Annotated in this window: 22 protein-coding genes; 15 read left to right on the top strand and 7 right to left on the bottom strand. The window is 71.8% G+C overall.

Annotated features, from left to right (window positions below; translation table 11 throughout):
- Positions 1-14: 14 nt before the first annotated feature.
- Positions 15-1,226 (top strand): MFS transporter, encoded by a 1,212-nt coding sequence (locus IE206_RS24290; RefSeq protein WP_189965467.1) that lies wholly within the window; start codon positions 15-17, stop codon positions 1,224-1,226.
- 257 nt (positions 1,227-1,483) lie between these two features.
- Here IE206_RS24290 and IE206_RS42575 read toward each other — a convergent pair whose 3' ends face one another.
- Both IE206_RS42575 and IE206_RS24300 read right to left on the bottom strand, forming a co-directional pair.
- Complete coding sequence (locus tag IE206_RS42575) at positions 1,484-2,395, bottom strand: helix-turn-helix domain-containing protein (protein ID WP_226599780.1); 912 nt, start codon at positions 2,393-2,395, stop codon at positions 1,484-1,486.
- A gap of 113 nt (positions 2,396-2,508) precedes the next feature.
- Entirely contained in the window at positions 2,509-3,282 is a 774-nt protein-coding gene (locus IE206_RS24300) for a VOC family protein (protein ID WP_189965469.1), read from the bottom strand.
- Positions 3,283-3,493: 211 nt separating this feature from the next.
- On the opposite strand from IE206_RS24300, the gene IE206_RS24305 reads away from it, so the two are divergent.
- Positions 3,494-4,342, top strand: a complete 849-nt coding sequence (locus IE206_RS24305) for a sulfurtransferase (RefSeq protein WP_189965471.1) — start codon at positions 3,494-3,496, stop codon at positions 4,340-4,342.
- Positions 4,343-4,482: 140 nt separating this feature from the next.
- On the opposite strand, the gene sepH is transcribed toward IE206_RS24305, so the two are convergent.
- Positions 4,483-5,526, bottom strand: a complete 1,044-nt coding sequence (gene sepH, locus IE206_RS24310; protein WP_189965473.1) for a septation protein SepH — start codon at positions 5,524-5,526, stop codon at positions 4,483-4,485.
- A gap of 499 nt (positions 5,527-6,025) precedes the next feature.
- Between sepH and IE206_RS24315 the strand changes: the two genes are divergently transcribed.
- Positions 6,026-6,988, top strand: coding sequence for a hypothetical protein (locus IE206_RS24315; protein WP_189965475.1), 963 nt, complete (start codon positions 6,026-6,028; stop codon positions 6,986-6,988).
- Positions 6,989-6,992: 4 nt separating this feature from the next.
- Here IE206_RS24315 and IE206_RS24320 read toward each other — a convergent pair whose 3' ends face one another.
- Positions 6,993-8,306, bottom strand: coding sequence for a D-arabinono-1,4-lactone oxidase (locus IE206_RS24320; RefSeq protein WP_189965476.1), 1,314 nt, complete (start codon positions 8,304-8,306; stop codon positions 6,993-6,995).
- Positions 8,272-9,513 (bottom strand): MFS transporter, encoded by a 1,242-nt coding sequence (locus IE206_RS24325; RefSeq protein WP_189965478.1) that lies wholly within the window; start codon positions 9,511-9,513, stop codon positions 8,272-8,274. The genes IE206_RS24320 and IE206_RS24325 overlap by 35 nt, the downstream gene beginning before the upstream one ends.
- Positions 9,514-9,709: 196 nt before the next feature.
- Between IE206_RS24325 and IE206_RS24330 the strand changes: the two genes are divergently transcribed.
- Entirely contained in the window at positions 9,710-10,867 is a 1,158-nt protein-coding gene (locus IE206_RS24330; protein ID WP_189965480.1) for a ferrochelatase, read from the top strand.
- A 9-nt stretch (positions 10,868-10,876) separates the two neighbouring features.
- Positions 10,877-11,677, top strand: a complete 801-nt coding sequence (locus IE206_RS24335; RefSeq protein WP_189965482.1) for an inositol monophosphatase family protein — start codon at positions 10,877-10,879, stop codon at positions 11,675-11,677.
- A gap of 76 nt (positions 11,678-11,753) precedes the next feature.
- Here IE206_RS24335 and IE206_RS24340 read toward each other — a convergent pair whose 3' ends face one another.
- A complete protein-coding gene (locus IE206_RS24340) occupies positions 11,754-11,924 on the bottom strand; it encodes a hypothetical protein (RefSeq protein WP_189965484.1) in 171 nt (56 codons plus the stop codon).
- A gap of 345 nt (positions 11,925-12,269) precedes the next feature.
- Here IE206_RS24340 and IE206_RS24345 point away from each other — a divergent pair, with 345 nt between their 5' ends.
- The 4 genes from IE206_RS24345 (at position 12,270) to IE206_RS24360 (ending at position 15,879) form a co-directional block, all read left to right on the top strand.
- On the top strand, positions 12,270-12,923 hold the full coding sequence (locus IE206_RS24345; RefSeq protein ID WP_053725484.1) for a response regulator transcription factor: 654 nt from the start codon (positions 12,270-12,272) through the stop codon (positions 12,921-12,923).
- 5 nt (positions 12,924-12,928) lie between these two features.
- Entirely contained in the window at positions 12,929-14,167 is a 1,239-nt protein-coding gene (locus tag IE206_RS24350; RefSeq protein ID WP_189965486.1) for a sensor histidine kinase, read from the top strand.
- A gap of 393 nt (positions 14,168-14,560) precedes the next feature.
- Positions 14,561-14,857 carry a DUF4193 domain-containing protein gene (locus IE206_RS24355; RefSeq protein ID WP_053725482.1) on the top strand — a complete coding sequence of 99 codons (297 nt, stop codon included), beginning with the start codon at positions 14,561-14,563 and terminating at the stop codon, positions 14,855-14,857.
- Between the two features lie 11 nt (positions 14,858-14,868).
- Entirely contained in the window at positions 14,869-15,879 is a 1,011-nt protein-coding gene (locus tag IE206_RS24360) for a hypothetical protein (RefSeq protein WP_189965488.1), read from the top strand.
- A 10-nt stretch (positions 15,880-15,889) separates the two neighbouring features.
- On the opposite strand, the gene IE206_RS24365 is transcribed toward IE206_RS24360, so the two are convergent.
- Entirely contained in the window at positions 15,890-16,348 is a 459-nt protein-coding gene (locus tag IE206_RS24365; RefSeq protein ID WP_189965490.1) for a DUF3093 domain-containing protein, read from the bottom strand.
- Between the two features lie 57 nt (positions 16,349-16,405).
- Here IE206_RS24365 and IE206_RS24370 point away from each other — a divergent pair, with 57 nt between their 5' ends.
- The 6 genes from IE206_RS24370 to IE206_RS24395 all read left to right on the top strand — a co-directional run bounded on the left by IE206_RS24370 (position 16,406) and on the right by IE206_RS24395 (position 22,738).
- Positions 16,406-16,990: a PaaI family thioesterase gene (locus IE206_RS24370; RefSeq protein ID WP_189965492.1), complete on the top strand. Its 585-nt coding sequence runs from the start codon at positions 16,406-16,408 to the stop codon at positions 16,988-16,990.
- Positions 16,987-17,520 carry a dUTP diphosphatase gene (gene dut, locus IE206_RS24375; RefSeq protein WP_189965494.1) on the top strand — a complete coding sequence of 178 codons (534 nt, stop codon included), beginning with the start codon at positions 16,987-16,989 and terminating at the stop codon, positions 17,518-17,520. Before IE206_RS24370 ends, dut begins: the two co-directional genes overlap by 4 nt.
- Position 17,521: 1 nt before the next feature.
- Complete coding sequence (locus tag IE206_RS24380) at positions 17,522-18,295, top strand: DUF3710 domain-containing protein (RefSeq protein ID WP_189965497.1); 774 nt, start codon at positions 17,522-17,524, stop codon at positions 18,293-18,295.
- Between the two features lie 279 nt (positions 18,296-18,574).
- Positions 18,575-19,330 (top strand): ABC transporter ATP-binding protein, encoded by a 756-nt coding sequence (locus tag IE206_RS24385; protein ID WP_189965499.1) that lies wholly within the window; start codon positions 18,575-18,577, stop codon positions 19,328-19,330.
- 128 nt (positions 19,331-19,458) lie between these two features.
- Positions 19,459-22,002, top strand: coding sequence for a DUF4118 domain-containing protein (locus IE206_RS24390; RefSeq protein WP_189965501.1), 2,544 nt, complete (start codon positions 19,459-19,461; stop codon positions 22,000-22,002).
- A gap of 43 nt (positions 22,003-22,045) precedes the next feature.
- Complete coding sequence (locus IE206_RS24395; RefSeq protein WP_189965503.1) at positions 22,046-22,738, top strand: response regulator; 693 nt, start codon at positions 22,046-22,048, stop codon at positions 22,736-22,738.
- Positions 22,739-22,776: the final 38 nt, after the last annotated feature.

Consider the following 22,776-nt stretch of genomic DNA (forward strand, 5'->3'; position numbering starts at 1 on the left):
AAGAGACGGAGCCCATGACCACCGACCATGTCCGCCCCGCGGCCGAAGCCGCCGCCCCGCCGCCCCGGCCCGCCGCGGCCTGGACCGTCACCTATCTGCTGTTCGTCGTGATGCTCAACGGCACCCTTCCCACCCCGGTCTACTCCCTCTACGCGCAGAAACTGGGTCTGACGCCCCTCGTCATCGCCCTGGTCTTCGCCGCGTACGCGGGAGGAATCCTCGTCGTGCTGCTCCTCTTCGGAGGGCTGTCGGACCAGATAGGGCGCCGCGCGGCCATCGCTCCGGCGCTGGCCCTGACCGTACTGAGCTGCCTGACGTTCGCGGTCCTTCCCACCCTGCCGGGGATCGTGGCGGGGCGGGTCCTCTCGGGCCTGTCGGTCGGGCTGACCATGGGCGCGGCGACCGCTTATCTGGGCGAGCTGCACCTGAACCGGGCGAAGGCCGCCCTGATCTCCTCGGTGACCGGCATGGTCGGACTGGGCTGCGGCCCGCTGCTCTCCGGGGCCCTCGTCCAGTACGTTCCCCACCCGCTGGTCACGCCCTACCTGGTGCTCGCGGCGATGGCGCTGCCCGGTCTGCTGCTCGTCCGGCTGCCGGAGACGGTGTCCCGGGGACGGCTGAGCATCCGGCCGCAACGCCTGGGCATCCCGGCGGACATGCGCTCGCTGTTCACCGCCGCGGCCGCCGCCGCCTTCTGCTCGCTCGCCGTGCTCGGTCTGCTCTCCGCGCTCACGAGCCGCTTCCTGGCCGAGGGGCTGCGCGTCACCAGTCCGGTGACCGTCGGGGTCGTGGTCCTCTGCGCCTTCGGTTCGGCCGGCCTCGCCCAGCTCGCCACGGTCCGCCTCGCCCCGCACACCAGCGCCGTCGCGGGCATGGTGGCCGTGCCCCTCGGGCTCGTTCTCATCGTGGCGGCCCTGCCCGCCTCCTCGCTGGGCATGTTCCTGCTGGGCTCCGCGCTGAGCGGCGCCGGCGGCGGCGCGGCCTTCAAGGCGGGGCTCGCGCTGGTGACCCGGCACGCGCCGCCCGGCCGGACGAGCGAGGTCGTGTCCGCCTACTTCGTGGGCGCCTATCTGGGGATGGCGGTACCGGCGATCGGCGTCGGACTCCTGGTGACCGTCACGTCGCTGACCACCTCGGCGGCCGTCTTCGCCGCGGTCGTCACCGTGCTGGCCGCGGTGAGCATCACCGCCACCGCCTCCACCCGGCCCGGGCGGAACCCGCTGTAGCTCGTGTTCGGCGGGCGTCCGGCGCTCGGCACGGAAGTGTTCGGCAACGGTTCGCCCGAACACCACGACCACCGAAGCCCAGGTACTCCCTGGGTTGTCGCCGCCACCGCGGACGGCTCCCTTCAAGGAGGACACCATGAAGAAGATCGTCGTGCGCAAGACCGGTTCCATCCGCCCGACCGCGCCGGACGCACTACAACATCGTCGCCTTCCGACCGACACGCTCCAGCGACGTGTGCGCAGCGGGGCCCGCGCCTTCACCAAGGGGCGCGGGCCCCGTCCCAGTCCCGTACACCTACCGGGAGGCGTCCCGTGCTCCTCGACAGTCCGGTCTCCTTCGACTTCCTGCTCGCCCACGCCCGCCGCTCACCCTCGCGTTCGACCGAAGCAAACGCGGCCTCCGCCACCGAGCAGGAGTTCCTGGCACTGCTCGTGCGGCGCGCCGACCCGAGCGTTCCGAGGGTCGCGGTCGCGGGAGACGACCGACCACTGACCACCGAACTGGCCGATGCCGTAAGGAAGTTCACCGATACCGTCCCGGTGACACCAGCCCTCGGCGCCCTCCGCTCGATGCCCGCGGCTACGTCTGGTCGGACTGCACCAGCGACGAGCCCGAGGCGTACGCGGATTGTCGCGCGCTCTCCGACGCGGTACGGGCCGCGCTGCACGACGAGCGCGCCGCCGAACTGGAGGCCCGCCCCGACCGCGGCCTGCTGCTCGGCGCGATACCGGGCCACCGCGAGCGGGGCGCCGACCCGTACGGCGTGGGCCGTCGGGCCCTGCGCGCCGCCCTCGAACTCTGCATGGCGATCGGCTACTCGGAGGCGACCGCCGACCTCGGCATGCGCGGCCGCGCCCTCTGCGACCCGGACGCCGACGCCCAGGACTGCTGCCACTTCACAGCCAAGGCCGCGAGCGCCCTGGTGCCGCTGGGCCGCCTGGAGGAGGCGTCGCCCTCTACCGGGAACTGCGCCGCCGAGCCGGAACATCCTCGGGCCCATCCGGTACTGGCCCTGCTGTTGTCGCTCCACCGCGCCGAGATCCGCCAGCTGCTGGAGCAGCCGGTGGGCGGTGGCCTTCGGCGGTCCGCTCTCCGCGGCGAGCCGGGTCACGCCAGCCTGGCCGAGCCGTTCCACAGCGGCGAGGGGCGCGAAGGTGCCTTCCAGCACGCTGCGGGCCCCCGAGTGTCCTGCATCCCCCGTCTGGTGTACGCCACGGTGGACCGCGTGCGTGCCCCGGCTCGGTCAGCCGCAACTCACGTACGGGACAAGGGAGTTGGGGTTCATCCGTTCGATCGTACGAGGGTGAACACCGCCCCCTCGGGGTCGGCGACCGTGGACAGGCGTCCGCTCGCGCCCTCGTGCGGTTGCTGAAGGACGTGCCCGCCCAGATCGGTGACCCGCACGGAGGCCTCGTCGACGTCGGCGACCTCGAAGTACGTCATCCAGTGCGCGCCCTTGTCGCGCGGCAGGGCGTTGCCCACGCCGTGCAGCGAGGCGACCGGGCAGCCCTCCAGATGGAGCGTCACATAGTCGAAGTCGGCCGACACGACGGCCTCCACGTCGTAGCCGAACAGCGCCTGGTAGAACTTGCCGACCGTCGAGGTCTCGCGCGTGACCAGCTCGTTCCAGGCGGGGGTGCCGGGCGCGCCCGCGACGGCGGAGCCGACGTGCGCACCGGCCTGCCAGACGCCGAACACCGCGCCCGCCGGGTCCGAGGCGATCGCCATCCGGCCCGCGTCCCCCGCGTCCAGCGGGCCGACGCCGACGGTGCCGCCGCAGTGCCGGATCGTCTCGGCCGTCGCGTCCGCGTCGTTGGTCGCCAGATAGGTGGTCCAGGCGATCGGCAGATGTCGGTCGGGCGGCAGCTGGCCGATTCCTGCGACCTCCTTGCCGTCGAGCAGCGCGCGGACGTACGGGCCGAGCTGGTTCGGCCCCGGCCGGAACTCCCAGCCGAACAGTGCCCCGTAGAACTCCTGGGTCTCGGCCAGACCGTGCACCATGAGACTTACCCAGCAAGGCGTGCCAGGTGTGCGCCGGGTCTCCGACTGGGTCATCGTCACTCTCTCCTCGACCGTCGCCAAACTGCTGCTCGGTGGTGCGGTTCGGGAACCCGCGCACCCGGGCCGATGCTTCCACCACCAGCGCCGCAGCGCGCCCCGGCCGCGCCGCTTTTGGCGCGTTCCCGCAGGAGGATGCCCGTTTTGGGGCTGCTCATCCTTTTCCTGAGCGTTACGTTCCCGGTGGACTCTGCGCAAGGATGAGTCCATGAATGCCATCATCTCCGCACCCGAACTCGCGGCCGAGACGGCCGGGCCGCGACCGCCGGTACTGCTCGACATCCGCTGGCAGCTGAGTCTGGCGAAGGCGGCCGGCGCACCCGCGTTCGACGGCCGGGCCGAGTACGAGGCAGGACACCTGCCCGGCGCGGTGTTCGTCGACCTCGACGCGGAACTGGCGGGTCCGCCGGGACCGGGAGGCCGCCACCCGCTGCCGGACGTGGCCGAATTCGGTCGGGTCATGCGCCGGGCGGGCGTGTCGGCCGGGACGCCTGTCGTCGTGTACGACGGAGGACAGGGCTGGGCCGCCGCCCGCGCCTGGTGGCTGCTGCGCTGGACGGGCCACCAGAACGTCCGCGTCCTGGACGGCGGCCTGGCCGCCTGGACGGGCGAGCTCTCCACCGAGATCCCCGCCCCCGCCGAGGGCGACTTCAGGCCGGAGCCGGGCGCCGTCAAGCTCCTGGACGCGGACGCGGCGGCGGCCCTTGCCCGCTCCGGACTGCTGCTCGACGCCCGTGCGGGGGAGCGGTACCGCGGCGAGGTGGAGCCCATCGACCGGGTCGGCGGACACATCCCGGGCGCCCACTCGGCGCCCACCACCGAGAACGTGGGCCCGGACGGCCGCTTCCTGCCCGCCGACGAACTGGCCGCCCGCTTCAAGTCCCTGGGCGCCTCGGGCACCGAGGTGGGCGTGTACTGCGGCTCCGGAGTCTCGGGCGCCCACGAGGTCCTGGCCCTGGCGGTGGCGGGCATCCCGGCGGCGCTGTACGCGGGTTCATGGTCGGAGTGGTCGTCGGACGAGTCCCGCCCGGTAGCAACGGGCCCGGACCCGCAGTAGGGGGCAGGCAGGGCAAGGGCCCGCACACAGGGTGCGGGCCCGCGCGTTCAGGGCCGCGGGGAACTGCGCGACCAGCCCACGACGGCCCGCAGTCGAACAACCGGCGTCCGAGGCCGCGCCCAGCAGAACGCCCAGTTCGGCTAGTCCTGCTTCTTCCTGCGCGTCCCGAACACGATCTCGTCCCAGCTGGGGACAGCCGCCCGCCGCCCGGGCCGCACCCCGTCCGCCTCGGCCTGCCGATCGGTGGTCCCGGTGAGCCGGTCCCGATGACCGGCCACCGTGCGCGGCATCAGCACATCCGCGTAGGCGGAACCCGCACCCGCCGAAGCGGCCGGCGCGGGCGGCTCCTCGACCTCCGGCTCGGCGGCCGGCTCGGTCTCGGGCGGCTCGGGCGGAGCCGTCGGACGCTCGGGCACGACCATGTCGCCGCGGAAGCTCGGCACGGCTTCGAGCAGACTGGTCAGCGAGTCGCTCTCGTCCGCCACCGGCTCGGGCGGCGGCGTCGGACGCTCCAACTGGCGGTCCAGGGCGCGGTCCAGAGGCCGGTCCCGGGGCAGCCGGGCGATCCGGGGCACGAACGGGAAGCTCGGTTCGGGAACCGCGGTGATGGTGTCGTCGGACTCGCCGATGAGTGAGCGGGCCTCGTCGTCGACGGCCTGCACGAGCCGGCGCGGCGGGTCGTAGGTCCAGCTCGCGGAGTGCGGCTCGCCCGCGACCAGGTACACGAGCAGGACTTCCCAGGTGCCGTCGTCGCGGCGCCAGGAGTCCCACTGGACGCTGTCCTTGTCGGCGCCGCGAAGCAGCAGCCGCTCCTGGACGGCCTCGCCGAGCTGGGGACCGGTGTTCTCGCCCGGACGCCGCACGGGAGTCTTCCGCGCCCGCTCCGCCATGAAGGCGCGCTCGGCGAGGACGGGGCCCTCGAAACGGCGTACGCGGTCGACCGGAATGCCGGCGAGCTGGGCGACCTCCTCGGCGGAGGCACCGGCTCGTATACGCGCCTGGATGTCGCGCGGGCGGAGATGGCTCTCCACCTCGATCTCGATCTGTCCGAGGCGGGCTCGGTCGTTGCGCACAGCGGCCCGGAGCCGCTCGTCGATCGGAAGCGTGTACTCCGTGCTGTCCGCAGCCTTGAGCACCAGTCGTGTGCCGTCGTTGGAGACGGCCACGACACGCAGTTCGGGCATGGGGACCTCCCGGGTGGTGCCTGCCGACGTCACGTGCGTCGCTGCTTCCGCTAGTCGAGTGTGGCCTGCCCGGGTGCAGCCTGCCACAACATTGCCGAGTTGCCCGGCGTGTCGGGCATGGGCCCTGGAACGCCGTTATGGCACGGTTACCTTTTCGCAACGCAGAGTGACCGGGCTGGTCACTCTGTGCAGCAGGCGTCCGTGCGGTGCCGCGGCGCCGCCGGTTCGAGTGCCGCGTTCGGCCCCCTCCCGTAAGTCCCGGATACCCGTGTGGGACCCGGGGCCCAGGGCTCGCCACAGTACTCCATTCGGGCCACCGGGGTGGACCGGCGCGCCGCCGAAGTTCTCGCGGGGTACGGGAGTTGGACCCGTTGTAAAGCCTTGGCGAGTGATCCGTACGTGTCCTGCTTCACACAATCCTCGGAAACGGAACTATTCCTTTCGCTCAAATGTCCTTTCTCTGTGCAAGACGGACCAGAAGGGCGAACAGAGGCTGGCAATGGGTGACAAGCCGGACACCGGAACCGAAGAGAAGAAGCGCATCGACCTGAGCGTGCCTCAAGTCGCGGGCAGCGCGCTCGCCGCGGTCACCGCCGCGGTGCTCGCCTCGCAAATGGGCGTGTACGGCACGTTCGTCGGCGCCGGTGTCGTGAGCGTGGTCGCCACCTGCGGGGGTACCGTCTTCCAGCACTTCTTCAAGCGGACCGGCGAACAGCTGCGCGAGGTCACCGTTCAGGCCAAGGCCGGCTCGCGCCAGGTGCCCGTGGTCTCCCCGTACAAGGGGGCGCAGGACGAGACCACGGTCCTGCCGCAGGCCGACGTGGACCGCACCCAGCTGCTGAAGTCGCTCGACGGGACGACGATGCTGCCGCAGGCCGACGCCGACCGCACCCAGCTGCTCAAGTCCGTCGACGAGACCCGGCTGTTGTCGTCCGCGGCCCGCCCCGCCAAGCAGTTCAACGAGGCGACTGTCCACGGCACCCGGCTGCGCGGATGGAAGCGGCCGTTGCTCGCGGCGGCCGTGGTCTTCGGCGTGTCGATGGGCGGCATCACCGTGTACGAAGTGATCTCCGGCGGTGAGGTCGGCGGCAACGGCACCGGGACCACGCTCTCGTCCGTGCTCACCGGCGGCTCCAAGAAGCGGGAGAAGCCGTCCGCGCCTTCGGACACCGGCGACGACCACAAGCACGCGCCCGGCACCGGCGGTTCACCGACGCCGGGCACCGGCGGCAGCGGCACGACCGGAGAAGGCTCGTCGACGACCGGTCCCTCGCCGGTGCCTTCCCCCTCCAAGTCCACGGATGCGGGCTCGGGTTCGGGGTCCGGATCCGGTTCCGGCTCGGGCGGTACGACGCCGACCCCGACGCCCACGCCGTCCACGTCCCAGAGCTCCGGATCGGGGAGCGGCCCCGACAGCCGGGCCACCCCGGACACGAAGTCCGGCGGCAGCCCCACCCCGTAGCACCTCACTCGCCGAGCACGCGCCGCAGATAGGCGTTGCCGAAGCGGCGCTCCGGGTCGAGCCGGTCGCGCAGCGCGGTGAACTCGGCGAAGCGTGGGTAGACCTCCGCGAAGTAGGCCGCGTCGCGCGTGTGCACCTTGCCCCAGTGCGGCCGGCCCGCGTGCGCGGTCATGATCCGCTCGACCGCGGTGAAGTACGTCTGGTACGGGGTGCCCTTGTACATGTGCACGGCTATGTAGGCGGTCTCGCGCCCCGACGCCGTGGAGAGCGCGATGTCGTCGGCGGGTGCGGTGCGGACCTCCACCGGGAAGCTGATCCGCAGCGGCGAGCGCTCCACCAGGGCCTTCACTTCACGCAGCGCCCCGACCACGGCCTCGCGCGGCAGGGCGTACTCCATCTCCACGAACCGCACCCGGCGCGGGCTTGTGAAGACCTTGTACGGAATGTCGGTGTACGTGCGGGCGGACAGCGCCCGGCTGGAGACCTTGGCGATCGACGGGATCGTCGCGGGCACGGCCCTGCCGAGTGAACACACCACCTGGAAGAGCCCGTTGGACATGAACTCGTCCTCGATCCAGCCGCTGAGCTTTCCGGGCGGGGCGGCGGGGCCCACGCTGCGGTTGTTGCGCTTGGTGTTGCAGTTGCCGGTGTGCGGGAACCAGTAGAACTCGAAGTGCTCGTTCTCCGCGAAGAGCGCGTCGAACTCGCCGGTGACCTTGTCGAAGGGCATCGGCTCCTCGCGGGCCGTGAGCAGGAAGACCGGCTCCACGGCGAAGGTGATCGCGGTGACGACGCCGAGCGCGCCGAGCCCGATCCTGGCTGCCGCGAAGATCTCGGGATTCTCCTTCTCGGAGCAGGTCAGGAGCGAGCCGTCCGCCGTGACCAGCTCAACTGCCTTGATCTGGGCGGCGATTGAGGCCGAGTCCCGCCCGGTGCCGTGCGTTCCGGTGCTCGTCGCACCCGCCACCGTCTGCTCCATGATGTCGCCCATGTTCGTGAGCGACAGGCCCTCCCTGGCGAGCGCCGCGTTCAGCCGCCTCAAGGGGGTGCCGGCCTCCACCGTGACGGTCATCGCGGCGCGGTCGATCTCGCGGATGCCGGTCAGCAGGTCGGGACGTATCAGCACGCCGTCGGTGGCGGCGGCCGCGGTGAAGGAGTGGCCGGTGCCGACCGCCTTCACCGTCAGACCGTCCTCGGCGGCCCGGCGCACGGCCTCGGCGAGTTCGGCCGCGGAGGCCGGGGAGACTTCCCTCGCCGGGCGCGCGGTGATGTTCCCCGCCCAGTTACGCCAGGTGCTGCTGCCGTTCGCTCCGCTCATCTGCTTCGAGCCCCTCCCGATGCGTCACCGGCCTGCGAAGCCGGCGGTACCCCAGGAACGCCACCACCGCCGCGAGCGTTCCCGACACGCCGGACACCAGGTACCCCGCCTGCGCTCCCGCCGCGTCCACCACCCAACCTGCGGCGGAGGAGCCGAGGGCCACACCGACCGCGAGCCCGGTACTGGTCCAGGTCATGCCCTCGGTGAGCTTGCTGCGCGGTACGTGCTGTTCGACGAGGGCCATCGTCGTCACCATCGTCGGTGCGATGGACAGGCCCGCGACAAAGAGCGCCACGGCAAGGAACGGCAGGTTCCCGGCCAGTTGGAGCGGGATCATACTCACCGCCATCGCACAGACACCCACCAGCCATCTGCTCGACGCCGCACCCTTGAGGCGCAGCAGCCCGAACACGGCTCCCGCGAGGCAGGATCCGAGCGCGTACACGGCGAGCACCACACTCGCCAGCGCCTTGTGGCCCTGCTCGTCGGCGAAGGCCACGGTGACCACGTCGACCGAGCCGAAGACGGCGCCGGTGGCGACGAACGTGGCGACCAGGACCCGGAGTCCGCGCGAGCCGAGCGCGGAGCGGCCGCCGTGTTGCTCGTGCGGATGCGGTACGGGTTCGGTGGCGCGCTGGGCGGTCAGCGTGAAGACGCCGGCCACCAGGAAGCAGGCGGCGATCAGCGGGCCCGCCTCGGCGAACCAGGCGGTGGAGAGCCCGATGGACAGGATCGGCCCGAGGATGAAGCACAGCTCGTCGACGATCGACTCCCACGAGTACGCCGTGTGCAGGTTCTGGGCGTCGCCGCGGTAGATCGCGGCCCAGCGGGCCCGCACCATCGAGCCGACGCTCGGCACGCAGCCGGCGCCCGCCGCGAAGACGAACAGCGTCCAGTCCGGGGCGCCCTGCTGGGCGCAGAGCAGGAGCCCGGCGACGGCGGCCACCGCGACCAGGGTGGCCGGGCGCAGCACCCGCCGCTGGCCGTGCCGGTCCACGAGCCGGGATATCTGGGGGCCGACCACGGCGGCCGACATGGCGAGCGTCGCCGAGAGCGCCCCCGCCAGGCCGTAGCGGCCGGTCAGCTGGGACACCATGGTCACGATGCCGATGCCCATCATCGACAGCGGCATCCGCCCGAGGAGGCCGGCGGCGGAGAACCCCTTGGTGCCGGGGGCGGCGAATATCGCGCGGTAGGGACTGGGCAACGGGGGCTCCGGGATCCGGCGTGACGCGTGTAATTAATTCCTAAAGCTTACGACGCTGAAGTCGACGCGCGCACCGTCTTTTCCGACCGGCGCCCTCCGGAATTCGCCGCCTCGCGTTCCCTCGAAGGTCCCCGGCACTCCCGGCATTCTCCGGCTCGGTTCAGCCGCTGTCAGAGGCGGATGGCAGGATCGAGTCATGTCCGAACTGCGCGATCCAGCTCCCGGAGCGGCCGCGGCCGCCGCCCCGTACGACGCCCTGCTGCTGCTCTCCTTCGGCGGCCCCGAAGGCCCCGACGACGTGGTCCCGTTCCTGGAGAACGTGACGCGCGGCCGCGGCATCCCCAAGGAGCGGCTCAAGGAGGTGGGGCAGCACTACTTCCTGTTCGGCGGGGTGAGCCCCATCAACGAGCAGAACCGCGCGCTGCTCGACGCGCTGCGCAAGGACTTCGCCGAGAACAGCCTGCACCTGCCGGTGTACTGGGGCAACCGGAACTGGGCGCCCTACCTCACCGACACCCTGCGCGAGATGGTCGCCGACGGCCGCCGCCGCATCGCGGTCCTCACCACCAGCGCGTACGCCTCGTACTCGGGCTGCCGGCAGTACCGCGAGAACCTCGCGGAGGCGCTCGCGACGCTGGAGGCCGAGGGGCTCGCCGTGCCGCGGGTGGACAAGCTGCGGCACTACTTCAACCACCCCGGCTTCGTCCGCCCCATGATCGACGGCGTCCTGAAGTCGCTCGCCGAGCTGCCCGAGGACGTCCGCGCGGGCGCCCACCTCGCCTTCACCACGCACTCCATCCCCACGGCCGCCGCCGACACCTCGGGGCCCGTCGAGGAGCACGGCGACGGCGGCGCCTACGTCCGCGAGCACCTCGACGTGGCGGGGATCATCGCCGACGCGGTGCAGGTCGAGACCGGCGTCGAGCGGCCCTGGCAGCTCGTCTACCAGTCCCGCTCCGGCGCCCCGCACATCCCCTGGCTCGAACCCGACATCTGCGACCACCTGGAGAGTCTGCACGGCGAGGGCGCCCCGGCCGTCGTCATGGTCCCCATCGGCTTCGTCTCCGACCACATGGAGGTCCTGTACGACCTCGACACGGAGGCCACCGCCAAGGCCGCCGAGCTCGGCCTGCCCGTGGCCCGCTCCGCGACCGTCGGCGCCGATCCGCGCTTCGCCGCGGCCGTGCGCGAGCTCGTCGTCGAGCGGGCCGTCACCGAGCGCGGGCTGCCCGCCGAGCGCTGTGCCCTCGGCGCACTCGGCCCCTCGCACGACCTCTGCGCGGTCGGCTGCTGCCCGGCCGCCCGCGGTGGCGCCAAGCCCGCGGCCGCCGGCGCCGACAGTCCGTACGCGTAAGGAGCACCGATGACCGACCCTCTGCACCGCGAACTGCTCGGCCTCGCCCTGGAAGCCGCCCGGCGGGCCGGCGAGCTGCTGCGCGACGGCCGCCCGGCCGACCTCGCCGTCGCCGCCACCAAGTCCAGCCCCATCGACGTGGTGACCGAGATGGACATCGCCGCCGAGAAGCTGATCACCGGCTACCTCTCCGAGCACCGCCCGCACGACGGCTTCCTCGGCGAGGAGGGTGCCTCCAGCGAGGGCACCAGCGGCATCCGCTGGGTCATCGACCCGCTCGACGGAACCGTCAACTACCTTTATGGGCTGCCCACTTGGGCCGTCTCCATCGCCGCCGAACAGGACGGTGAGCGGGTCGCGGGCGTGGTCGCCGCCCCGATGCGCGGCGAGACCTACCACGCCGTGCTCGGCGGCGGGGCCTTCGAGGGCGATCGCCCGCTGCGCTGCCGCCCGCCGGCCCCGCTGTCCCAGTCCCTGGTGGGGACGGGCTTCGCCTACGTCCAGTCCGTACGCGCCCACCAGGCCGAGGTGGCCCAGCAGCTGATCCCGCGGTTCCGCGACATCCGCCGCGGCGGTTCGGCGGCGATCGACCTGTGCGACGTGGCGGCCGGCCGGCTCGACGCGTACTACGAGCGCGGCCTCAACCCCTGGGACCTGGCGGCCGGCGACCTGATCGCCCGCGAGGCGGGCGCGCTCACCGGCGGCCGCCCCGGCACACCCCCGTCCCGCGAGCTGGCGATCGCCGCGTCCCCGGACCTCTTCGGCCCGCTCCAGTCGCTCCTGGAGGAGTACGGGGCCTGGCACGACTGAGCGCCCCGTCGCGGCCCCCGGGCATGACGAAACCCCGGCGCCGTCCCGTGGCGCCGGGGTTTCCTGGTGGGTGGGGTCAGAGCGCTGCGGCTACCTCGACGCCGTGCTCGGCGGCCAGACGACGCAGGTCGTCCAGCTCGGCCTGCTCGACGTCGGCGAGGAAGTCGTCGCCGGTTTCGCGTGCCCGTGTGAGGTCGGTTTCCGTGGTCCTGATGCGCTGCAGAAGTCCTGCGGTGAAAGCGTCCATGGTGCGCCCCCTCGTCGTGGGTCGGTGGCACGGGGGTGTGCCGACGGTGGGTCGCGACCACGACATGAGGATGTGGCATGCCACATACAGGGCGTGATCGCGGGGTGTGCAGTCGTCCTCCCCAAGCCCACTCTCAAAGAAACCTCAACTGCCGCGCCAATCCTGTCCATTCCCGCGGCACTCACCCCGTCCGGCCGAAAGCCGCAGGTGGCGGGCGGGCTCCGGTCCGGCACCGTCTTACCGCCGGTTTATGGGCGTAAGGGGCAGGATGGAAGCGCACAGTCACTGGTTCAGTGCAGAGATTTGCCCGCGAACGACGCGGGTCCCTAGGGAAGGAAATGCGCCGTGCGCGTACTCGTCGTCGAGGACGAGCAGCTGCTCGCCGATGCGGTGGCCACCGGACTGCGCCGGGAGGCCATGGCCGTCGACGTCGTGTACGACGGCGCCGCGGCCCTGGAGCGCATCGGTGTGAACGATTACGACGTGGTCGTGCTCGACCGGGACCTCCCGCTCGTCCACGGCGACGACGTCTGCCGCAAGATCGTCGAGCTGGGCATGCCCACGCGTGTCCTGATGCTGACGGCCGCCGGAGACGTCAGCGACCGCGTCGAGGGCCTGGAGATCGGCGCGGACGACTATCTGCCCAAGCCCTTCGCCTTCACCGAGCTGACCGCCCGCGTGCGCGCCCTTGGCCGGCGCACCACCGTGCCGCTGCCGCCCATCCTGGAGCGGGCAGGCATCAAGCTGGACCCCAACCGCCGCGAGGTCTTCCGCGAGGGCCGGGAGATCCAGCTCGCGCCCAAGGAATTCGCGGTCCTGGAGGTCCTCATGCGCAGCGAAGGCGCGGTCGTCTCGGCCGAGCAGCTCCTGGAGAAGGCCTGGGACGAGAACACCGACCCGTTCACCAACGTCGTGCGGGTCACCGTCATGACGCTGCGCCGCAAGCTCGGCGAGCCCCCGGTGATCGTCACCGTGCCGGGCTCGGGTTACCGGATCTGACGACGATGGCCGCCACTCCCGCGCCGCCGACGGCGCCTCCGAAGCCCACCTGGGCCCCGAAGTCCGCCGAGCCGCCCTTCCCGTGGCTCAGGCCCACCATCCGCATACGCCTCACGCTGCTCTACGGCGGCATGTTCATGATCGCGGGGATACTGCTCCTCTCGATCATCTACCTGCTGGCCGCCCAGGCCCTGCACGCGGGAAGCACCCCGTTCAAGATCGTGGACGGCCAGAACATCGTGGTCTCCAGCGGCAGCTGCCAGCTCCCGGAGCGGGGCACCCCCGGGGCCTTCAACGACGCCATCAGCGCCTGCATGGCCGCCCAGCGCCAGCACGCCCTCGACAACCTCCTGAGCCGCTCCCTGCTCGCCCTCGTGGGCCTCAGCGTCATCGCGTTCGCCTTCGGGTACGCGATGGCCGGCCGCGTCCTGTCACCGCTCGGCCGGATCACCCGGACCGCCCGCAGGGTGGCGGGTACGGACCTGAGCCGGCGGATCGAGCTGGACGGCCCCGACGACGAGCTCAAGGAGCTCTCCGACACCTTCGACGAGATGCTGGACCGCCTGGAGCGGGCCTTCACCGCGCAGCAGCGGTTCGTCGCGAACGCCTCGCACGAGCTGCGCACCCCGCTCGCGATCAACCGCACGCTGCTCGAAGTGCACCTCTCCGACCCCGGCGCCCCGGTGGAGCTCCAGCAGCTCGGCAAGACGCTGCTCGCCACCAACGAGCGCAGCGAGCAGCTGGTGGAGGGCCTGCTGCTGCTCGCCCGCAGTGACAACGAGATCATCGACCGCAAGCCGGTCGACCTCGCCGAGGTCGCCTCCCGCGCCATCGACCAGGCCAGGGCCGAGGCCGATGCCAAGGGCGTGGAGGTCCGCGGCGAGCGCGGCCTCGCGGTCGTCCAGGGCAACGGCGTCCTCCTGGAGCGCATCGCCCTGAACCTGGTGCAGAACGCCGTCCGGTACAACATCCCCGAAGGCGGCTGGGTCGAGGTGGTCACCGAGCTCAAGGACGGTCACGCGACGCTCCTTGTGACCAACACCGGGCCGGTGGTTCCGGCGTACGAGATCGACAACATCTTCGAGCCGTTCAGGCGGCTGCGCACCGAGCGCACCGGCAGCGACAAGGGCGTCGGCCTCGGCCTGTCCATCGCCCGGTCGGTCGCGAGGGCTCACGGAGGCCGTATCATCGCGGAGCCCCGCGAAGGCGGCGGCCTCGTGATGCGTGTCACCCTGCCGGTCTGAGACGCTGCTCGAAGCCGTTTTGACAGTTCGCTTTGCGCGGAATTTTCGGGACCTGTTCCTGTGAGTTTCGTGTGTGATCAGTCACAAAGGTAAACATCCGGCCACCTACTCTCCGTGATCGTCGAATCCGCTGGAATCCCGGGAAAAGTCCGGGTTTCCAGGGGGTGAGATCACGGGAAGTACACGGGGTGGCGCTGGTGAAGTGCGACATTAGGACCGTGTACGGTCCCGATCGCCATCCAAGACGATCACTCTTGAGGAGTGCGGTTGGGTGTCGATTGAGTAACAGACCTTGATGTGAGGCAAAATCTCCGCCTCAGGTCGGGCACAAGTCCGGCCTCTCACGCGTTACGTGCGCTGAGACACCGCAACCACCCAGAGGGGGAGAGCGACATGGCAACGGACTACGACACCCCACGCAAGACCGACGACGACGTCGATTCCGACAGCCTTGAAGAGCTGAAGGCCCGGCGCAACGACAAGTCCACCTCGACTGTCGACGTCGACGAGTACGAGGCCGCCGAAGGCATGGAACTGCCGGGCGCGGACCTGTCCAACGAAGAGCTCGCCGTGCGCGTCCTGCCCAAGCAGGCCGACGAGTTCACCTGCATGAGCTGCTTCCTCGTGCACCACCGCAGCCAGCTGGCCCGGGAGAAGAACGGCCAGCCGATCTGCCGCGACTGCGACTGAGCAGGCCGGCTGTGGCAGGCGCGAAACCGCCCCGGAAGCGACCGTTCCGGAGGAAGGGTGCCCCGGGTTCCACCGAGGCACCACAGGGCGGCACAGGCCCGGCAGGAGGCGTGGAAGACCCCGCCGAGCCGGTCCGCCTCCCTGCGGGGAGCGCTGCCGACGGTGCACGTGACGCCGAGCGGGGCCACCAGGCCTCGCTCGAAGCAGCCGTCACGGCACCGGACACGGAGCACAAGGCGGGGCCCGCGGCCGGGGCCCGACGCCTGGACGCCCTGCGCAAGGGCGCTCTCGACAAGGGCGTTCCCGCCCTGAGGAAGAGCGTTCCGGTGCTCAAGAAGGGCGTACGCAAGGGCGGCGAGGGCGTAAAGGCCTCGCTCGGCCACCTTGCCGACCGGATTATCGAAGTCGCCCCCCGCATTCCCGTGCGGGACCTGGCGACCCTGCGCGCCCATTTCCCGGGTCTCGGCCCGGAGCAGATCGCCGACAAACTGATCGCGGGCGCCGCCAACGGCACCTCCACGGTCGGCGCGGGAATCGGCGCGGCCGCGATGCTGCCCGTACCGCCCGCGATGCCCGCCGAGCTGGCCGCGGAGATCACCGGCGTCGCCGCCATCGAGCTGAAGCTCATCGCCGAGCTGCACGAGGTCTACGGAATGCGGCCGCCCGGCACGCTCAAGGAGCGTTCCATGGCCTATCTGACGTCGTGGACCGAGGAGCGCGGCATCGACGTCACCAAGCCGACGTCGCTCAATTTCGCGCTCGGCGGCCAGATGAAGCGCGAGCTGCGCCAGCAGATCATGAAGCGCATGGTCCGCAATCTGCCGAACCTGACGCCGTTCATGGTCGGCGCGGCCGTCGGCGCCGTGATGAACCGGCGGGACACCAAGAAGCTCGCCGGGCACATCCGCAAGGACCTGCGCGAGCGCCAGGTGCCCTGGGACGCGCTGCCCGAGCTGCCCGCCCTGGAGCAGCCGGACAACCCGCTGCCGCAGGGGAAGACCCCCAGGGAGCTCGGCCGCTGAAGGGCGGGCCTCAGGCGGTGCGGACCGCGTCGATCGCCGCCTTCAGGGCCTCGGGGTCCCGGGTCGAGAGATAGGCGTACGGAGTCGGGTCCGCCGGGTCCGTGATCTCCACCTTCACCGCAGTCGGGATGTAGGCCCGCAGCAGCATGAACGCGCGCGGATCGGCCTTGTGCAGCCGCCAGGCCCGCGCCTCCTCGGCGTCCAGGATCTCGGGCTCGCCCAGCGCCTTCGTCGGGATCCGGGCCTCGCCGGCGACCAGGGTGTCCGGGAGCACCCGGATCCGCACCGACCCGTACGAACTCACCACGACCCAGGACGCCGCGGTGCCGCCGACGAAGCCGGCCAGCATCGGCAGGGTGCCCACCGGCAGCAGCATCAGCGCGCACGCGACGCCGACGAGGACGGAGATGAACCACCACGAACGGGGCGCGGTGAGGCGTTCTGCGTACTGCGGGGCATTGGGCTGCATGAAAGCTAGCTTGGCACGGCGCGACCTGCGCCTTGACCGCGGGTAAGGTCTGCGGCTGTGACTGCTACATCTGCGTCCCTGACGCCCCCGGCCGACGCCATAGCGCCGGTGCGGCACCCCGAGGCGCCCGCGCCGGGCGAGCTCCTCGGTGCGCACTACGGGCACTGCTTCGGCTGCGGAGACGGACAGCCCCACGGACTGCACCTGGCCGCCCGCGCCGAAGAGGGCGTGCGGGTCACCGCCGAGTTCACCGTGCGCGAAGCCCACCAGGGCGCCCCGGGCCTCGCCCACGGCGGGGTGCTCGCCACGGCGCTCGACGAGACGCTCGGCTCGCTGAACTGGCTGCTGCGGGTGATCGCGGTGACCGGCCGCCTGGAGACGGACTTCGCCCGCCCCGTGCCGGTCGGCACGGTGCTGCACCTCGAGGCCGAGGTCACCGCCGTGGCCGGCCGCAAGATCTACTCCCGGGCCACCGGCCGCATCGGCGGCCCCGGGGGGCCCGTGGCGGTCCGTGCCCAGGCCCTCTTCATCGAGGTGAAGGTGGACCACTTCATCGACAACGGACGCCCGGCCGAGATCCAGGCCGCCATGTCCGACCCCGACCAGGTCAGGCGCGCCCGCGCCTTCGAGGTGAACCCGTGACCCGTGAACCCGTAGATGTCCTCATCCGCCGTGTCGACCCGGAGGTGCCGATCCCGGCGTACGGGCACCCGGGCGACGCCGGAGCCGATCTGGTGACCACCGAGGCCGCCGAACTCGCCCCCGGCGAGCGGGCGGTCCTGGCGACCGGCGTCTCGATCGCGCTGCCCGACGGGTACGCGGCCTTCGTGCACCCCCGCTCGGGGCTAGCCGCCCGCTGCGGTGTCGCCCTGGTGAATGCCCCGGGGACGGTGGATGCCGGGTACCGTGGGGAGATCAAGGTGATCGTGGTCAACCTCGACCCTCGCGAGAGCGTTCGGTTCGAGCGTTTCGACCGCATTGCCCAACTGGTCGTCCAGCAGGTCGAGAAGGTGCGCTTCCACGAGGTGGCGGAGCTTCCCGGCTCGGCGCGGGCCGAGGGGGGCTTCGGGTCCACCGGCGGTCATTCCGCCGTGGACGGTTCGGCCGCCAGTGGCGGCACTACGGGTGGGAATCGATACGCTTCGGTCGTATCCGACCGGGAAGGACAGTGACGTGTTCGGACGTCGCAAGAAGAGCGGTAACGCCGAGGACTCGGCGGGCGAGGCCGAGCAGGCTGTCGAGGGCACCGCGTCCGACGGGACCGACGCCGACGGAGCAGGCGAGGTGCGCAGGGTGAACCTGCCGCCCGCGCCCCGTCCGGACGGGCCGTGGGACCTCGCCGAGGTCACCGAGCCCGGCGAGGGCCGGGTGGACCTCGGCGGACTCTTCGTCCCCGGGGTCGAGGGCATGGAGCTGCGGGTCGAGGTCGCGGGCGACGCGATCGTGGCGGCCACGGTCGTGCTGAACGACAGCGCGGTCCAGCTGCAGGCCTTCGCGGCCCCGAAGAAGGAAGGCATCTGGGGCGAGGTCCGCGAGGAGATCGCCTCCGGCATCACCCAGCAGGGCGGCATCATCGACGAGGTCGAGGGCCCGCTGGGCTGGGAGCTGCGCGCGCAGGTCCCCGTGCAGCTGCCCGACGGCACGGGCGGTGTCCAGCTGGTCCGCTTCGTGGGCGTGGACGGCCCCCGCTGGTTCCTGCGCGGTGTCATCTCCGGCCAGGGCGCGGTGCAGCCGCAGGCCGCCGGGCTGCTCGAGACGATCTTCCGGGACACCGTGGTGGTGCGCGGCGAGGGCCCGATGGCGCCCCGCGACCCGATCGTCCTGAAGCTCCCCAACGACGCGCAGATGGTGCCCGACGGCGTGCAGCAGGAGGACCAGGAGGGCTCGCGCTTCTCCGGCGGCATGGGCCAGCTCCAGCGCGGCCCGGAGATCAGCGAGATCCGCTGACCCCGCAGCCGTACCGCACACAGAGGTGCCCGATGGGCCGCACTCCCGGACAGGGGGCGCGGCCCACCGGCGTGTCCGGGAGCGGCGCCTTGACCGTCAACGCGGGGTCCGCGGGCGGCACTTGAGGGACCGGCCGGCTCCGGCCGCCGCCCGGTTGCCCGCGAGACCCCCGTTCGCCCAGGCAATCCGGGCAGATCACCTGCGATCCATTGCCCGGCCGGGTGCAACCTGCACATACTGGCGCCCGGTCGCGCACACGTACGTACGGGGGAGTCGGGCATGACGCAGAGCACCAGCGCACAGGGCGGCGGGACGGCCGTCGCGGGGGAGCGGCCCACCGGGCCGATGGTCCGGGTCGACAACCTCCACCGCTCGTACGGGAGCGGCGCCGCCGCCGTGCACGCGCTGCGCGGGATCTCCTTCGAGGTGCCGCGCGGCGAGCTCGTCGCCCTCAAGGGGCGCTCCGGCTCCGGCAAGACCACCCTGCTCAACCTCCTCGGCGGCCTCGACCAGCCCGACGAGGGCGCCATCACGGTCGACGGCACCGACGTCGTGGGCCTGGGCGAACAGGACCTTCTGGAGCTGCGCCGCGACCGGATCGGCTTCATCTTCCAGTCCTTCGGTCTCATCCCCATCCTCAGCGCCGCCGAGAACGTGGGCGTCCCGATGCGGCTCAAGAAGGCCGACCCGCGCGAGCGCGAGGAACGCGTCGCCCTGCTGCTCTCCCTCGTCGGCCTCGGCGACCATGCCAAGCAGCGCCCCGGCGAGCTCTCCGGAGGCCAGCAGCAGCGCGTCGCCATCGCCCGCGCGCTCGCCAACCGTCCGGCCCTGCTGATCGCCGACGAGCCCACCGGGCAGCTCGACGCCGACACCGGCCTCGCGGTGATGGAGCTGATCCGCGCCGTGGTCCGCAGCGAGGGCGTCACCGCCCTGGTCGCCACCCACGACAGCCAGCTCCTCGGCCTCGCCGACCGGGTGCTGGAACTGAACGACGGGGAGCTCGTCGACCACGGCCCCCAGCCGAACCGCAGGTGAGCACCGGGGTGGGGCATCAGAATCGCGTCAATACGCGGCCCCCGCCCTACCCCCACCCCATTTGCCGGAATTGTTGGCCGTAAGGTCGACGCAGCGTACGCAGCTGAATTCTGAAAGACAATGGGGCCATGGCACGCGGCAAGCTTCGGATCTACCTCGGCGCGGCACCGGGCGTCGGCAAGACCTACGCGATGCTGTCCGAGGCCCACCGCCGGGTGGAGCGCGGCACGGACTGCGTCGTCGCGTTCGTCGAGCACCACGGCCGGCCGCGCACCGAGGTGATGCTCCACGGCCTGGAGCAGATCCAGCGGCGCGAGATCGAGTACCGCGGAGGCGCCTTCACGGAGATGGACGTCGACGCCGTCCTGGAGCGCGGGCCCGCCGTCGCCCTGGTGGACGAACTGGCCCACACCAATGTGCCGGGCGCCCGCAACACCAAGCGCTGGCAGGACGTCGAGGAACTGCTCGCGGCCGGGATCGACGTCGTGTCCACCGTCAACATCCAGCACCTGGAATCCCTCGGCGACGTCGTCGAGTCGATCACCGGCGTTCGCCAACGCGAGACCGTGCCGGACGAGGTGGTGCGCCGGGCCGACCAGATCGAGCTCGTCGACATGTCGCCCCAGGCGCTGCGCCGCCGCATGGCGCACGGCAACATCTACCAGTCCGACAAGGTCGACGCGGCCCTGTCCAACTACTTCCGGCCCGGCAACCTCACCGCACTGCGCGAACTCGCGCTGCTGTGGGTCGCCGACCGGGTCGACGAATACCTCCAGCAGTACCGCGGCGAACACGACATCAAGTCCACCTGGCAGGCCCGCGAGCGCATCGTCGTCGGCCTCACCGGCGGACCCGAGGGCCGCACCCTCATCCGCCGCGCCGCCCGGATGGCCGCCAAGGGCTCCGGCAGCGAGATCCTCGCGGTGTACGTGGCCAGGAGCGACGGCCTCACCTCGGCCTCGCCCAAGGAACTCGCCGTCCAGCGCACCCTCGTCGAGGACCTCGGCGGCAGCTTCCACCACGTCATAGGCGACGACATCCCGGCCTCGCTGCTCGCCTTCGCGCGCGGCGTCAACGCCACCCAGATCGTCCTCGGCTCCAGCCGCCGCAAGGCCTGGCAGTACATCCTCGGCCCCGGCGTCGGGCAGACCGTGGCCCGCGACTCGGGGCCCGACCTCGACGTCCACATCGTCACCCACGAAGAGGTCGCCAAGGGCCGCGGCCTGCCCGTGGCGCGCGGCGCCCGGCTCGGGCGGGCCCGCATCGTGTGGGGCTGGGCGGCCGGCGTGATCGGCCCCGCCCTGCTGACCGTCCTGCTCACCAATGTCGACGCGGACCTCGGGCTCGCCAACGACATGCTGATGTTCCTCACGCTGACGGTGGCCGCGGCCCTGCTCGGCGGGCTCCTCCCGGCGCTCGCCTCGGCCGCGTTCGGCTCGTTCCTCCTGAACTACTACTTCACGCCGCCCATCCACAAGATCACGATCGCCGATCCCAAGAACATCGTCGCCATCGTGATCTTCGTCCTGGTGGCCGTGTCGGTGGCCTCCGTCGTCGACGTCGCCGCCCGCCGCACCCATCAGGCCGCCCGCCTGCGCGCCGAGTCCGAGATCCTCTCGTTCCTGGCGGGCAGCGTGCTGCGCGGCGAGACCAGCCTGGACGCCCTGCTTGAGCGGGTCCGCGAGACCTTCGCCATGGAGTCGGTCGCCCTCCTGGAGCGCGTGAGCGACGTCGAGCCCTGGACGCGCGCGGGCAGCGTCGGACCGCACCCGGTGGCCCGGCCCGAGGACGCCGATGTCGACATGCCGGTCGGCGACCACATGGCGCTCGCCCTGTCCGGACGGGTGCTGCCCGCCGAGGACCGCCGTGTGCTCGGCGCGTTCGCCGCGCAGGCCGCCGTGGTCCTGGACCGTCAGCGCCTGGTGGGGGAGGCCGAGGAGGCGCGCAAGCTCGCCGAGGGCAACCGCATCCGCACCGCGCTGCTCGCCGCCGTCAGCCACGATCTGCGCACTCCGCTCGCCTCCATCAAGGCAGCAGTGACGTCCCTGCGCTCCGACGACGTCGAATGGTCCGAACAGGACCGCGCCGAGCTCCTCGAAGGCATCGAGGACGGCGCAGACCGCCTCGACCACCTCGTCGGCAACCTCCTCGACATGTCCCGGCTCCAGACCGGCACCGTCACCCCGCTCATCCGCGAGATCGACCTCGACGAGGTGGTGCCCATGGCGCTCGGCGGCGTCCCCGAGGACAGCGTCGTCCTCGACATCCCCGAAACCCTGCCCATGGTCGAGGTCGACCCCGGCCTCCTGGAGCGGGCCGTCGCCAACATCGTCGAGAACGCCGTCAAGTACAGCCCACTCGACAGCCCCGTCACCGTCGCCGCCAGCGGCCTGGCCGAGCGCGTCGAGATACGGGTCACCGACCGCGGGCCCGGCGTCCCCGATGCCGCCAAGGACCGCATCTTCGCGCCCTTCCAGCGCTACGGCGACGCCCCGCGCGGCGCCGGGGTCGGACTCGGCCTCGCCGTCGCCCGGGGCTTCGCCGAAGCCATGGGCGGCACCCTCGCCGCCGAGGACACCCCCGGCGGCGGCCTCACCATGGTCCTCACCGTGCGTGCCGCCCCCGGCCCGGGCCGCGCCCCCGCCGACCTCTCCGCCCGGGTCACCTCGTGAACCGAACCGCTCAGCCAGTACACGCAGAAGGCAGGTATCCCAGATGACCCGGGTGCTCGTGGTCGAGGACGAGCCGCAGATCGTGCGCGCGCTTGTGATCAACCTCAAGGCACGGAAGTACGAGGTGGACGCGGCCCCCGACGGCGCGAGTGCCCTCCAGCTCGCCGCCGCCCGCCACCCCGACGTGGTCGTGCTCGACCTCGGCCTGCCCGACATGGACGGCGTCGAGGTCATCCGGGGCCTGCGCGGCTGGACCCGGGTCCCGATCCTGGTGCTGTCCGCCCGCCACACCTCCGACGAGAAGGTCGAGGCGCTCGACGCGGGCGCCGACGACTACGTCACCAAGCCCTTCGGCATGGACGAACTGCTGGCCCGCCTGCGCGCCGCCGTACGCCGCGCCGAGCCGGTCGGCGGCGCGGACGGCGCCGACGACGTGGTGGTCGTCGAGACCGAGGGCTTCACCGTCGACCTGGCCGCCAAGAAGGTCAACCGGGACGGCCGCGACGTACGCCTGACGCCGACCGAGTGGCATCTGCTCGAAGTCCTCGTGCGCAACACCGGCCGCCTGGTCAGCCAGAAGCAGCTGCTCCAGGAGGTCTGGGGGCCCTCCTACGGCACCGAGACCAACTATCTGCGGGTCTACATGGCGCAGCTGCGCCGCAAGCTGGAGCTCGACCCCTCGCACCCCCGCCACTTCATCACCGAGCCGGGCATGGGCTACCGCTTCGAACGCTGACCGCCCGGGCGGTGCCGAATCGATGCTGACCACACGCT

Origin of the sequence: Streptomyces violascens, from assembly GCF_014649955.1 — a bacterium.
GTDB classification, from domain to species: domain Bacteria; phylum Actinomycetota; class Actinomycetes; order Streptomycetales; family Streptomycetaceae; genus Streptomyces; species Streptomyces violascens.

Excerpts from the sequence above, each read along its gene's own strand:
- IE206_RS24290 (WP_189965467.1), top strand. The coding sequence starts at position 15 with ATGACCACCGACCATGTCCGCCCCGCGGCCGAAGCCGCCGCCCCGCCG.
- IE206_RS24300 (WP_189965469.1), bottom strand. The coding sequence starts at position 3,282 with ATGACCCAGTCGGAGACCCGGCGCACACCTGGCACGCCTTGCTGGGTA.
- IE206_RS24305 (WP_189965471.1), top strand. The coding sequence starts at position 3,494 with ATGAATGCCATCATCTCCGCACCCGAACTCGCGGCCGAGACGGCCGGG.
- sepH (WP_189965473.1), bottom strand. The coding sequence starts at position 5,526 with ATGCCCGAACTGCGTGTCGTGGCCGTCTCCAACGACGGCACACGACTG.
- IE206_RS24315 (WP_189965475.1), top strand. The coding sequence starts at position 6,026 with ATGGGTGACAAGCCGGACACCGGAACCGAAGAGAAGAAGCGCATCGAC.
- IE206_RS24320 (WP_189965476.1), bottom strand. The coding sequence starts at position 8,306 with ATGAGCGGAGCGAACGGCAGCAGCACCTGGCGTAACTGGGCGGGGAAC.
- IE206_RS24330 (WP_189965480.1), top strand. The coding sequence starts at position 9,710 with ATGTCCGAACTGCGCGATCCAGCTCCCGGAGCGGCCGCGGCCGCCGCC.
- IE206_RS24335 (WP_189965482.1), top strand. The coding sequence starts at position 10,877 with ATGACCGACCCTCTGCACCGCGAACTGCTCGGCCTCGCCCTGGAAGCC.
- IE206_RS24340 (WP_189965484.1), bottom strand. The coding sequence starts at position 11,924 with ATGGACGCTTTCACCGCAGGACTTCTGCAGCGCATCAGGACCACGGAA.
- IE206_RS24350 (WP_189965486.1), top strand. The coding sequence starts at position 12,929 with ATGGCCGCCACTCCCGCGCCGCCGACGGCGCCTCCGAAGCCCACCTGG.
- IE206_RS24355 (WP_053725482.1), top strand. The coding sequence starts at position 14,561 with ATGGCAACGGACTACGACACCCCACGCAAGACCGACGACGACGTCGAT.
- IE206_RS24365 (WP_189965490.1), bottom strand. The coding sequence starts at position 16,348 with ATGCAGCCCAATGCCCCGCAGTACGCAGAACGCCTCACCGCGCCCCGT.
- IE206_RS24385 (WP_189965499.1), top strand. The coding sequence starts at position 18,575 with ATGACGCAGAGCACCAGCGCACAGGGCGGCGGGACGGCCGTCGCGGGG.
- IE206_RS24390 (WP_189965501.1), top strand. The coding sequence starts at position 19,459 with ATGGCACGCGGCAAGCTTCGGATCTACCTCGGCGCGGCACCGGGCGTC.
- IE206_RS24395 (WP_189965503.1), top strand. The coding sequence starts at position 22,046 with ATGACCCGGGTGCTCGTGGTCGAGGACGAGCCGCAGATCGTGCGCGCG.